Source organism: Maribacter aurantiacus, assembly GCF_005780245.1.
GTDB lineage: Bacteria > Bacteroidota > Bacteroidia > Flavobacteriales > Flavobacteriaceae > Maribacter > Maribacter flavus.
Genome location: NZ_VBUK01000002.1, coordinates 144,051 through 157,039, shown reverse-complemented (window position 1 = coordinate 157,039; position 12,989 = coordinate 144,051). Strand labels below are relative to the sequence as shown.

General features: G+C 40.7%; 9 protein-coding genes and 1 tRNA gene. 1 reads left to right on the top strand and 9 read right to left on the bottom strand.

Annotated elements, in window-relative coordinates; genetic code table 11:
• The first annotated feature begins 1 nt into the window (after window position 1).
• Window positions 2-75, top strand: a tRNA-Arg gene (locus tag FEK29_RS05855).
• A 453-nt stretch (window positions 76-528) separates the two neighbouring features.
• Here FEK29_RS05855 and FEK29_RS05850 read toward each other — a convergent pair.
• From FEK29_RS05850 to FEK29_RS05810, 9 genes are all read right to left on the bottom strand, one after another.
• Entirely contained in the window at window positions 529-1,050 is a 522-nt protein-coding gene (locus tag FEK29_RS05850; RefSeq protein WP_138257490.1) for a YceI family protein, read from the bottom strand.
• Window positions 1,051-1,643: 593 nt separating this feature from the next.
• Window positions 1,644-2,084 carry a DsrE family protein gene (locus FEK29_RS05845; RefSeq protein ID WP_138257489.1) on the bottom strand — a complete coding sequence of 147 codons (441 nt, stop codon included), beginning with the start codon at window positions 2,082-2,084 and terminating at the stop codon, window positions 1,644-1,646.
• A 167-nt stretch (window positions 2,085-2,251) separates the two neighbouring features.
• Complete coding sequence (locus tag FEK29_RS05840; protein WP_138257488.1) at window positions 2,252-3,871, bottom strand: sodium:solute symporter; 1,620 nt, start codon at window positions 3,869-3,871, stop codon at window positions 2,252-2,254.
• 23 nt (window positions 3,872-3,894) lie between these two features.
• On the bottom strand, window positions 3,895-5,079 hold the full coding sequence (locus FEK29_RS05835) for an aldose epimerase family protein (protein ID WP_138257487.1): 1,185 nt from the start codon (window positions 5,077-5,079) through the stop codon (window positions 3,895-3,897).
• Window positions 5,080-5,090: 11 nt separating this feature from the next.
• A complete protein-coding gene (gene araA / locus FEK29_RS05830; protein WP_394347767.1) occupies window positions 5,091-6,590 on the bottom strand; it encodes an L-arabinose isomerase in 1,500 nt (499 codons plus the stop codon).
• Window positions 6,591-6,616: 26 nt separating this feature from the next.
• Entirely contained in the window at window positions 6,617-7,321 is a 705-nt protein-coding gene (locus tag FEK29_RS05825; protein WP_138257485.1) for an L-ribulose-5-phosphate 4-epimerase, read from the bottom strand.
• Window positions 7,322-7,324: 3 nt separating this feature from the next.
• The gene (locus FEK29_RS05820; RefSeq protein ID WP_138257484.1) at window positions 7,325-9,001 is read right to left on the bottom strand and encodes a ribulokinase; all 1,677 of its coding nucleotides are present in this window, start codon (window positions 8,999-9,001) and stop codon (window positions 7,325-7,327) included.
• On the bottom strand, window positions 8,998-10,992 hold the full coding sequence (locus FEK29_RS05815) for a glycoside hydrolase family 127 protein (RefSeq protein WP_138257483.1): 1,995 nt from the start codon (window positions 10,990-10,992) through the stop codon (window positions 8,998-9,000). The genes FEK29_RS05820 and FEK29_RS05815 overlap by 4 nt, the downstream gene beginning before the upstream one ends.
• A gap of 18 nt (window positions 10,993-11,010) precedes the next feature.
• The gene (locus FEK29_RS05810; protein ID WP_138257482.1) at window positions 11,011-12,570 is read right to left on the bottom strand and encodes an alpha-N-arabinofuranosidase; all 1,560 of its coding nucleotides are present in this window, start codon (window positions 12,568-12,570) and stop codon (window positions 11,011-11,013) included.
• Window positions 12,571-12,989 lie beyond the last annotated feature (419 nt).

Below are 12,989 nucleotides of genomic sequence, written 5' to 3'. Positions count from 1 at the left end.
TGGCCTCGTGGCGCAACTGAATAGCGCATCTGATTACGGCTCAGAAGGTTACAGGTTTGAATCCTGTCGAGGTCACTAGGAGGAAACTCCAAACAAAAGGAAAACCTTGCAAAATCTATGATTTGCAAGGTTTTGTCGTTTTTGGACCATCATTTTAATTGATTTGATTTGGTTTCATTCGTCAACAAATTGGTCTAAAAGTTTTTAATATAAAATTGAAGCTACTGAAATATGATGATAGATGGAATTGATTTAAATCTGTAGAGGTCACGATTCATTCGACAAGCATGTAAATCCTATAACTGTTTTTTGCGTTTTCAATATCGAATTTTCTTTATGAAGTTTTAAGTAAAAAATTCTAATAAAAGCATGTGCAAAGTCATTTGGGCTTTCTATTTTTTTAAACTAAAAAATCAACCAAAAGCTATATATCCTTTGGTTGATTTTTTCATTGTTTAAGAATTATCGGTATTTATAGTCATCAAAGAAGGTACACCTTCACAATGACTTTAATATAACCAACGGTAATTAAGCTTGCTTGATAAACTGGGCATCGATGACCATTTTTACTTGATCTGACACTACCACATTCCCTGCTTCCGTTACAGCACTCCAAGTTAGATTGAAATCCTTTCTATTGATACTTCCCCTAATTTCAAAACCAGCTTTTGTCTGACCATAAGGGTCTACTGCAATACCGTTAAAATCTACATCCAGTACAACTTCCTTTGTTACATCACGTATGGTCAAATCACCAATAATTTTATCCTTGGCGAAAGACTTGGAGATAAATGTCATTTTTGGATATTCGTCCGCTTTAAAAAAGTCATCGGACATAAGGTGGCCATCCCTATCCTTATTTTTAGTATTTATCGAGTCTATGCCGATTTCTACCGATAAGGAAGCATTTTCAAATTCGTCATTCTCAGTTTCTATAGTAGCATCAAATTTTTCAAAATACCCAGTAACCGTAGAAATCATCATATGTTTTACCTTAAAACTTACTTCTGAATGTGCAGGGTCTATTACCCATTTACTTATTTTTTCCATTACAATTGATAATTGATTAAAAAATACATTAATTAACGTCTATACAACATTTGTATATACAAATATAAAAGATGAATTCTTAATTTTGATCAATGAAAACCCAACTTTTTGTTAAAGTTGATAAATATGAATCCTGACCTTACCCGGTATCCCAACTAAATAGAAGGTGTTTTTTTTGGCAATGTACCTCATAAGTAAATTGCAAAATGACAGAATATCAATAAAAACTGAATTCTTTATTTAAGACTACTCATTATATGAAAATCCAATTACATAATACGAACTTACCGTTTTACCTATCCTACGATTTCTTTTTCCCATTTAATCTATGGGAAATGGAACATTTCTTAGATAAGTAAAAAAAAAGCTAGTTTATGTTATACTTGGGAAAATGGATTGTATAGAATTTCCAATAGAGCCAAACGTCCCCTAACATAGACATTACGGATATTTAACAATAAATTTTACATGCGACCCGAAATTTAGCCATGTATTTATTACTCCTGACAACTTAAAAAAATTCATCATGACTTTGGACAACATCCTATCTTCAAAATCATAAATTCTTGGTTATCGTTAAATTCAAAATTTAACTAATACGTTAGCGTATTATAGCCTAGTGCTTGAAGTTGAAGCATTCTTACGGAAGCGGTTGGAGTGATGTCCAAACCGTCAAAAAGGGTTTCTGCTTCCACACCCAGTTTTTCCATGGCAACACTACATACACTCACCTTTATCTTTCCCTTGTACTTTTCAAAAAAGGCCTCCAACTCTGACCCCTTTGTAAGTGCTTTGACCACCATACCTTTTACCACAATTTCATATTCCTCAATTTCCAATCCGTTTTCAATCAAAAGGTCATACATGCCAAGTACCCCCTTAAAGTGCCTTTCAGTTGTAAGTATAAAACCGTATTTGGGTGTTGTTTGTAAATCCGCCACGGTCTGTTGATCCAATTTCTTTTGGGCTTTTACTTGAGGAGTGCCTGCAAAAAACAAAAAAGCAATGATTAGGGTTGTAGATACTGATTTCATAAAAGTAGATCTTAGCATTTATTATTCCTTTAAAAATACTACGAATTTAATTCTGATAATATGTCTTTTGTCATAGTTGAGAAATTAATCCAAGATAAAAAAGCCAGGCTCAGGAGCCTGGCATAATTCTACCATTCTTATTTCAAACAAAGTCAAGTAATTATAATTTACTTTCCATTGAAAAATATCATAACACCAACAACTACTGCTAATACCAATATGGAGATAACAACGTCCTTCCAATTGTAACTATTTTTATTTTTACTTTTTTCTTCTGCGCTAATGGTTCCAAAGGTTAAGTTGGCCACTTTCTCTGCAGATGGTGCCGGAGCAAAAAGACTGGTCACCACCGCAAAAACCACACATACCAAAAAGAACCAAGCTCCAAAGGTCAAAAAGTTCATACTGCCCATTTCGTACAAAAATCCATCCGGATCCAAATCCCCCTTTATCAATTCCAAAACAATTCGGATGGCAGCAACGATAATACCCATAATCAATGTAGCAAAAGCTCCCAATCCATTGATGCGCTTGTGGAAAATACCTAAAAGGAACACGGCGGTTATCGGTGGCGCAATATAGGACTGTACACTCTGTAAATACTCATAAAGCACTCCCGAAATATTGGCCATGATAGGAATCCAGATAATGCCGATGATTACCACTACCACAGTCGCCAACTGACCTGTACGCACCAATTTCTTTTCTGGGGTATTGGGCCTAAGCTTTTTGTAAATATCAACAGTAAACAGTGTGGAAACGGAGTTGAAAACCGAGGCCAAGGAACTCATCAAGGCCGCTAGTAGACCGGCAGCTACCAGACCACGCAAACCGGATGGCAACACATTGCTCATCAATACGGGAAATGCTTCATCCGGAGAATCCCAATGCAATTCGCCTCTCATTTTTAGGGCCAAGGCAATAACCCCAGGAATCAAAAAGAGAAATACAGGCATCAATTTCATAACCGCGCCAAAAATGGTACCTCTCCTACCCTCTTTGATATTTTTGGCCGTCAGGGCCCTTTGTACGATGTACTGGTCAGTACACCAATACCAAATTCCAACGATGGTACTAGAAATCACGAGTGACGGCCAAGGAAAATCCGGGTCACCAGGTGGTCGCCACATATTCAAATACTCTGGCTTTACAGTTTCCACCAGACTACCCCAACCTCCAACTTTTTCCAATCCGAGATAGGTAAGTACTGCGGCTCCCAAAACAAGGAGTACGGCCTGTAAGGTTTCCGTATACACTACGGCTCGCATACCCCCTAACACGGTGTAAATACCTGTTAATATTACGGTGGCGATGGCACCCGTCCAAAAGTCGATGCCCAATAGGGCGGAAACGACTACCCCACCAGCATAAATAGTAACGGATATTTTCGTCAGCACATAGGCAACAATCGAAAAGATGGACAATACCCAACGGGACCGGGCGTCAAATCTCTTTTCCAAGAATTCTGGCATGGTAAACACACCACTACGGGCATAAAAGGGGAGAAAAACCCAACCTAAAATGAGGACGATCCAAGCGTGGATTTCGTAAATCAACATGGGAAGCTTATCGCTGGCCCCAGCTCCTGCAAGTCCTACCACGTGCTCCGAACCGATATTGGAAGCGAAAATGGAAGCCCCTACTACGAACCAACCTACATTCCTTCCTGCCAAAAAATAATCTTCAGTATTGTCCTCTTTCTTTCGAATAACCCAAACGGCAATACTGAGTAGAATTAAAAAATAAAATACAATGGCTACCCAGTCAAAAGTGTCAAGTGTTTGCATAATTAATTGGTTTAGTTGTGCCGTTATTTGGTCATTAATGTAAATGTTGTCTTGGTAGTATAAGTCTCACCAGGATTTAGAACTACAGAAGGAAATTCTTCTTGGTTAGGAGAATCCGGATAATGCTGGGTTTCCAAACAAAATCCACTTCTCTTGGCATATGTGCTATTATTTGGAGCAGGAAGGGTACCATCCAAGAAATTTCCGGTGTAGAACTGAATACCTGGCTCATCCGTAGACACCTCCAAATACCTCCCTGTTGCTGGGTGATAGGCACTAGCCACTTTTCTAAAGCCCTCCTGTTGGCCATTTAACACCCAACAATGATCGTAACCACCACCTAATTGCAGTTGTTCGTTATCCTCGGAAATATCCTGACCTACTAGTTTCGGTTCCCTAAAGTCGAAAGGCGTACCTTCAACTGGCCTCAACTCCCCTGTTGGGATTAGACCACCATCTACAGGCAAGAAAGTGTCCGCATCAATTTCAACAACATGGTCCAAAATAGTACGGGAAAAATCTCCCGATAAATTGAAATAGGCATGCTGTGTAAGGTTTACAACGGTAGCTTTATCCGTTGTAGCCTCATACAATACATCCAGGGAATTGTCGTCATTCAAGGTATAGGTAACCGTGGTACTTAGATTTCCTGGAAAGCCCTCTTCCATGTCCTTGCTCAAATAGGTAAGAATGAGTGAAGCTGAATTTTCACCTACTTCTGTCTTGGCTTCCCAAACCTGTTTGTCAAATCCCTTGATACCGCCATGCAGGCTATTTTCCCCATTGTTTTGCGCCAAGGTATATACTTCTTCTCCCATACTGAACTTTCCTTTGGCAATACGGTTTCCATATCTCCCGATCAGCGCCCCAAAGTAGGGATTGTCCTTTTCATATTGTGCCAAATTATCAAAGCCTAGGACAACATTTTGCATGTTTCCGTCCTTATCTGGAGTTCTCAAAGAAGTGATCCGACCTCCATAGGTGATAATATCCACTTCGATACCACCTTCATTTTTCATGAAAAATTGAGTTACTTTTTTACCGTCCTGGGTCGTTCCATAATTACTTTCCGTAATACTGACCTTGGATATATTCTCTTTGGGAGTTTCTTCTTTCATTTCCTTATCCTTTTTATCCTTACAATTTACACTGACCACAAGCGAAAGCAGCAATGCACATGTATAATAAATGTTGGTTGATTTTTTCATGTTTAAGTTATTTACAAGTTATTTTTAAACAATTGAAAATAGACCTCGTTGGCATTCAATTGGTTTTTTAATTCCCTAAGGGTCGTATTTTTATCGATTACCACCAATTCAATGCCTGCCATTTCCGCAAAATCCTCTATAAATTCCGTGGTCAGCGCTTGGGTGTAAACCGTATGGTGTGCACCTCCTGCCAGAATCCATCCCGTAGCGGCTACCTCCAAATTAGGATGTGCATCCCATAGTACCCTAGCTACCGGTAAGTTAGGTAATTTACCTTCTGGTTCCACGGCCTCTACTTCATTGACGATTAAACGGAACCTATTCCCCAAATCCACCAAGGAAACATTGATTGCCGGCCCAGCGGGAGAATTGAAGACCAAACGCACCGGATCTTCCTTGCCTCCTATTCCCAGAGGATGTACTTCACAAGAAGGCTTTCCATCCGCTATGGTCGGACAAATTTCCAGCATGTGAGATCCCATAACATGGGATTTTTGAGGGGTAAAGTGATAGGTGTAGTCTTCCATAAAAGAAGTTCCACCCTTTAATCCCTCGGCCATTACTTTCATTGCCCTGAGCAATGCGGATGTTTTCCAATCTCCTTCCGCTCCAAAGCCATAACCATCGGCCATCAATCTTTGTGTAGCGATTCCCGGTAATTGTTTTAATTCACCAAGATTCTCAAAAGTATCTGTGAAGGCCTTAAATCCGCCTTCATCCAAAAATTTTCTAAGTCCAAGTTCTATCTTGGCCGCCTCGATTAAGGAGCTTCGCTGATTTCCTCCTTCTTTCAAAGAATCACTCAATTCATATGCTTGCTCATAGTTCTCAACCAATGCATCGACCTCCTTTTGGTCCAACCCTTTAATGTACTTTACCACATCTGAAGAATCATAACCATTCACGGAAAATCCAAAACGGAACTGGGCCTCCACTTTATCACCATCGGTTACCGAAACCTCCCGCATATTATCCCCCAAGCGAGCGACCTTTAAATTTTGAAATTCGTTCCATCCAAGGGCAACACGACTCCAATTTCCCAGTTTTTGCTGTACCCTTTCCGTTTGCCAATGCCCGACAATAATTTTTCTGTTTTTGCGCATTCGGGTCATCATATGACCAAACTCCCGATCTCCGTGAGCAGATTGGTTCAGGTTCATGAAATCCATATCTATGGATTCCCAAGGTATTTCCGCATTGAATTGGGTATGCAGATGGCAAAGAGGCTTGTTGAGAACACTTAGACCCTTTATCCACATCTTTGCCGGTGAGAAGGTATGCATCCAAGTAATTATGCCAATGCAATCTTTATTTGAACTAGCTTCCAAGCAGATATCCGTGATTTCCTGGGGTGTCTTTACTGTAGGTTTATATACAATTCGCAATGGGATAAATGCAGATTTATTCAATCCCTTAACGATTTCCTGTGAATTTTTTGCGACCTGATCAAGTGTTTCAGGTCCGTATAAATGTTGGCTTCCCGTTACAAACCAAATTTCCTTCTCTGCCATATATTTAATTATAAATCTGTTGATAGTTATTTTTGTCCGTAGTATGCATTTTTTCCATGCTTACGTTCGTAGTGTTTTTTTACAAGGGAATCCTTTAGTCTTGGGGCTTTGGGATTTATTTGCAACGTTAGATAGGCCATTTGGGCCACGGTTTCCAAAACCTTACTGTTATACACGGCCTTGGCCGCCGTTTTGCCCCATGCAAAAGGGCCGTGGTTTCCCAAGAGGACCATTTCCACTTCTTCAGGGGAAAGATTTCGATCCTTGAAACATTCCAATATTTGAATCCCGGTATTGTGTTCGTAATTACCCTCTATAAGTTCATCGCGCATTGGTTCAGCACAGGGAATATCCTTTGTTAAATGATCTGCATGCGTCGTCCCGAAAATAGGTATATCTCTTTGGGCCTGTGCCCAGGCTACCGAGTATGTCGCATGGGTGTGCGCTATACCTCCAATTTGTTCCCAATTCTTATACAAATAGGCATGTGTCTTGGTATCCGAGGAAGGCCGCATAGAACCTTCGATTATAGTATTGTCATAATCCAAGATGACGATATCCTCAGGTTTCAGTTTCTCATAGGGCACTCCACTTGGCTTAATGGCAAAAACGCCTTTTTTCCTATCCACCGCACTTACATTCCCAAAAGTGTAAATGACCAGACCTAGGTTGTTCAGTTCTATATTCGCTTCAAAACATTCCTGCTTCAGTGCTTCGTATTTTGCACTCATTTCTTATTCTGATTTTATGGATGTTTCAATGAAATTTCCCAGTTCGTTGTAGGATTCCATCCAATGTCTGTATGTTTCAACGGTAGCTTGCTGGGGATGATATTCCGCTTCAAACTCGCTTCCCATATATGTACTGGCCTCAACAACATCTGAATAGATCCCCGATGCCACGGCGGCATATATCGCCGCACCCAAGGCCGGCGCCTGATCCGAGGCTGCCACTTTAATGGGCATATCCATAACGTTAGCCAAGGTTTGCATGATAAAAGGTGACTTCCTTGCCACACCACCGATACCAATCACCGAATTGATTTGTACCCCCTCTTCCTGAAAACGGTCCGCAATTTTTTTGGAACCAAAACAAATAGCATTCACCAAGGCCTTGAAAATATGGGGTGCCTTACTCCCCAAAGAAAGATTGGAAATGGCACTTTTCAAATTCTGATCGGCATCCGGGGTACGGCGCCCATTGATCCAGTCCAGTGCGGTGGGTATACTTTCGGACAAGGGTATTGCTTCGGCCGCATCAGATAGTTTTTTGATAAAATCGCGCTCTATTTCTTCCTTTAAATCTATTTTTTGTTGTTCCGATAAAATATCCGAAGTCAAAACCAAATTATCGATAGGCCATGAAAGTACGTCCTTGAACCAGGCCAATAAGTCTCCAAAAGCGGATTGACCCGCTTCCAAACCCACCAAACCGGGTATGACCGAACCATCTACCTGTCCGCAGATACCCTTTATCGTTTTACCATCTATATCGGTATCAGTGGCCACCATAATGTCACAGGTAGAGGTTCCCATAACACGTACCAGGGCATGCTCATCAATTTTTGCACCCACGGCCCCTGAATGCGCGTCAAAAGTGCCTACGGCAACAACGGTATCCGTGTTGAGTCCCAAACGATTTGCCCATTCTTGGCTCAATGTGCCTGCTACCTGGTCAGATGTAAAGGTTTCTTCATATAGACGGTCCCTTAAATCCGCCAGATAAGGATGTATTTTGCCCAAAAATTCCTTTGGGGGCAATCCGCCCCAGCTTTGATGCCACATCGCCTTATGACCCGCGGCACATCTACTGCGTTTAAAGGTTTCCAAATTTTTATCCTCAATCAAGAGGTAGGTCATTAGATCACAATGCTCCATCCAAGTATAGGCATTGTTCCTAACAGCCTCATCTTGCTGGACAACATGGGCGATTTTGGCCCAGAACCATTCCGAAGAATAAATTCCGCCCACATATTTCGTAAAATTCTCACCGCCCCATGAAACCCCTAATTCGTTTATGAGTTCCGCTTCCTTAATGGCCGTATGGTCCTTCCATAAGACCATCATGGCATTTGGGTTTTCGGCAAAACCCTCCACCAAGGCCAACGGTGTACCGTCTTTGGTTACAGGCACCGGAGACGATCCCGTGGTATCTATACAGATTCCCTTTACATCGGCCGGGTCTATATTGCTCCGGTTCATAACCGCTTTTACTGTGTGCTCCAGCCCTTCGATATGATCCAAGGGATGCTGCCGAAACTGATTAATGGACGGATTGCAATACTTATTTTGCTTCCATCTTTTATACCAACAAACTTCTGAGGCTATCTCCTCTCCATTTTGGGTATTGATAAGTACGGCCCGGACGGAATCCGAACCGTAATCCAACCCAATAACATATGATGTCTTCAATTTTTGATTTGTTTTTTTGAATTCTTCCCGGGCAACCAGACCTTCATTTTTCCTACCCCCCTATTGGACCATGCATAATATGGAATTGCCTTGAAACTTTCGGTATTTATGGTATTCACCCCTTCCAAAAAATTTTCTTCCATGGTCACCGAAAAATTAGAACTGTCCGTAACGGCAATATCTTCAAAACCAGCCTTATTGTCCACCTCTTCTAGAGCATAGACCAATGGCCCGTATTCCAAGGCTACCTTTCCTTTGTTCTCAGCCACCATTACAGACGTCTCCGCCAAACGGACTTCCATAGGAAACTCCAATTCGATGGATTTACCAGCTACCTCAGCGCCATCTAAAGTAATATATCCATCGTTTAATTCTACCTTCCTATTTTCACCATTTATTTTTAGCGTGATGGGGCTAGAAAGATTATTTCTGTATTGATACAGGTCGCTGGGCAAAACCTCGTTGCGTGCCCACCCTGGCACCCTAAGTTTCATTTTAAAATCGGGATTTTTGCTATCCTTAACATTGATTCCGACCCTTCCATCCCAAGGATAATTCGTTTCCATTTTAACCTCCAAAGATTGTGTTGGCAAGTCGATTGTTGCCTCGTTGGAAGCATATAGGTTTACAAAAACAGTATCATCACTCTTAGAATATAAAAGACCGGGGATTGCCGGAACAAATCTAACTACATTGGTAGGGCAGCAAGAACAATCGAACCAAGATTTGCGGGTGGCGGCCCCTTGGTTGAATTCATATTTACCATCGGATTCCAAGGCATTGGGATAAAAGAAATGGGTACCGTCCAAGGATATTCCAGAAATAAGACCGTTATACAGGGTACGTTCTATAATATCAAAATACTGTACTTCACCGGTCAAATTATGCAGCCGGTGGTTCCAATACACGTCACCAATGGAGGCACAAGTTTCGTTATAGGCTGTCATATTGGGCAGTTCATAATTCTCGCCAAAGGATTCCTGGTCATGCCTGGCGCCGATTCCTCCTGTGATATACATTTTTTTACCCACCATATTATCCCATAATTTATGTACGGCGCTCAGGTAGGCAGAATCGTTTTTCATAGCAGCTATATCCGTCATTGCTGCGTACATGTAAACGGCCCTTACGGCGTGTCCCACGACCTCGTCCTGTTTAACCACGGGAACGTGGTCCTGTGAATAGGCTCCGAAGAGTTCATGATTATCTGGGTTGCCCCTATTGTCCAAGAAATACTTGGCCAAATTTAGGTAGTCTTCTTTTCCTGTAACCTCGTATAATTTTATTAGTCCGGTTTCTATTATCTGATGCCCTGGTACTGCGGCAATCTTCCCTACTCCCTCTCCAAAAGTTTCCACCATTAGATCGGCATTTTTAAGGGCGATATCCAAGAAATTCCGTTTTCCGGTAGCTTTATAGTGCACCACTGCGGCCTCGTACATATGGCCGGCATTGTAAAGTTCATGGCTTGCCGCAAGGGATTCCCATCTTTTTCCCTCCTTTACCTCCACCCAAGTTGCGGGTGGCTTGGCCGGATTTATGGTACGCCATGTGGTCAAATAACCATCGGACTCCTGACCAATTTTTATGATTTCCACCAAGGAATCCAACAAAGTTTCCAATTTTGGATTTGGAGAACTTATCAAAGAATTAGAGGCTCCTTCTATGATTTTATAAACATCGGAATCATCAAAAGGCATTACCCCACGAACAGATCCCTCCATTTTGCATCCGGCTATCAAAAAGTTATCGAACCTACCTTCTTCCCTGCATTTTTCAATGGCGTATTCAATGGTCCTTTCCTGAACCTTTTGTATCCATGGCAACCAAAATTTATCCGTTAATCGAACATGTTGGATGTTTACGGGCGTTATTGGATAACCAGCCGTTTTTTCTTTGACATCAGAAGCAAATTCCTTAACCTCAGTCTTACAAGAGATTATCAAAAGGAAACAAATGATACAATAAAAAAACCGCTTTTGTTTATTCATCCTTTTATACCTTTTAGTTTACTTAATTCCTTCCAATACAACAACGGAAAAAGGCGGTAACTCAACCTCCAAAACACCCTTTTTGAACGTAAAGTCCTTATAATCTTTAGGCTCTATTTTATTGGGATTGTCAAAAGTATTATGGTCCTGTAGTTTATCCGATGCTAAAATTCGACCTGTAACTTCCCTTATTCCCAAGGCATTCAAATCTATGGAGACCATGTTTTCATTATGTGCATCTATATTCACAAGAGATATATGCATCTTACCTGAATCATCCATTGATGCAGAGGCATTTACTGCAGGAAGACTTTCTCCCTCATAAGTGTACTTAGGAGATTCAAAGGAAAGCGGAATCAATTTGGCATCTTGATGCACTTTGTACATGTTCATTACATGATATGTGGGGGTAAGAATCATTTTCTCTTTATCTGTCAAAATAACTGCTTGAAGTACGTTCACGGTCTGGGCGAGATTTGCCATTTTTACCCTGTCCGCGTGATTATTGAAAATATTGAGGTTCATACCGGCAATCATTGCATCGCGCATCGTGTTTTGCTGATAAAGAAAACCTGGATTGGTTCCTTCGGCAACCTCATACCAGCCGCCCCATTCGTCCACAATGAGGTCCACCTGCTTTTCTTTGTCGTATTTATCCATTATGGCAGTATGTTTGACAATCAATTCCTCCATAAGCCATGACTCCTTCATGGTCTTGAAATAGAGGTCCTCCGTAAAATCCACATCAGAACCCTTTGCGCTCCAATCAATCACGCTATAGTGATGCAAGGCAACGCCTTGGAGCATTTTCTTAGGTATATTTTTCATTAGCACTTCTGTCCAGTTATAGTCGTCATTGCTGGCACCCGAAGCTATTTTGTAAAGACCTCCCTCTACGTCTGCGTCTGACATGAAAGTGACATATTTTTTATAGATATCCGCATAATACTCCGGACGCATATTTCCACCGCAACCCCAGGCTTCATTACCAATTCCCCAATATTTGACGGTCCAAGGTTCATCCCTACCGTTCTCCCTTCGTAAATCGGACATGGGACTTTTTCCTTTAAAATTGGTGTACTGTACCCAATCCGCCAATTCCTGTACCGTACCACTTCCTACATTTCCGGAGAGATAAGGTTCCGTATCAAGAACCTCACATAAGTTCAAAAAATTATGGGTTCCAAAACTGTTGTCTTCTGTAACACCACCCCACCAGGTATTAACGATAGTTGGTCTATTTTCCTGGGGCCCAATACCATCTTTCCAATGATATGTATCTGCAAAACAACCACCGGGCCAACGTAAATTGGGGATTTGTAGTTCTTTCAGTGCATCGATGATATCGTTTCGTACGCCTTCGGTATTAGGTATCATACTATTATCTCCAACATAAAAACCCTCATAAATACATCTACCCAAATGTTCGGCAAAATGTCCATAGATGTGTTTACTAATTATGGGAGCATCATCAAAATCTTCAATTTTAATAGTGCTTTGTTTGGACTGACCAATGACAACGCCATGACCTAAAAAAAGAATCAAAGTTGTTAAACCATAAAATCTAAGTGTTTTCATAAAGTGTTTTTATTTGTGTTCCGATAATTACTTTTTTTCAAAAAATTCAATTCATGTAGTCGCATCAGGCCTTTATATTAAAATACAATGCTGGAGTTCATCCAATATTTTATAGTTTCGGACCCCTACTTAAAATAATCCACCATCATAATACTCAAAAAATGGCAAGTTCGCCGATAAACCAAGTGAGCTATTACGCTTTATAACTCATGACCGCTTATTTAATCAGATTATTAAAAGTGTATTTTTAACACGTGTAAATAAACAGCAGATATTTGAATTTTCCAAGTTGATTTAAGCATTAATCTTAATTGGAAGTAATATTTTTTCGCAATTATATATTTTAAGCAATGAAATGTATATGAAAATAGCCTGATTTTAACTAAATTTCCTAGCTAAATATACCAACAACTCCACAA

Bases quoted from the DNA above. Each gene is read 5' to 3' on its own strand.
- FEK29_RS05840 (WP_138257488.1), bottom strand. From the start codon at position 3,871: ATGCAAACACTTGACACTTTTGACTGGGTAGCCATTGTATTTTATTTT.
- araA (WP_394347767.1), bottom strand. From the start codon at position 6,590: ATGGCAGAGAAGGAAATTTGGTTTGTAACGGGAAGCCAACATTTATAC.
- FEK29_RS05845 (WP_138257489.1), bottom strand. From the start codon at position 2,084: ATGAAATCAGTATCTACAACCCTAATCATTGCTTTTTTGTTTTTTGCA.
- FEK29_RS05810 (WP_138257482.1), bottom strand. From the start codon at position 12,570: ATGAAAACACTTAGATTTTATGGTTTAACAACTTTGATTCTTTTTTTA.
- FEK29_RS05850 (WP_138257490.1), bottom strand. From the start codon at position 1,050: ATGGAAAAAATAAGTAAATGGGTAATAGACCCTGCACATTCAGAAGTA.
- FEK29_RS05815 (WP_138257483.1), bottom strand. From the start codon at position 10,992: ATGAATAAACAAAAGCGGTTTTTTTATTGTATCATTTGTTTCCTTTTG.
- FEK29_RS05835 (WP_138257487.1), bottom strand. From the start codon at position 5,079: ATGAAAAAATCAACCAACATTTATTATACATGTGCATTGCTGCTTTCG.
- FEK29_RS05825 (WP_138257485.1), bottom strand. From the start codon at position 7,321: ATGAGTGCAAAATACGAAGCACTGAAGCAGGAATGTTTTGAAGCGAAT.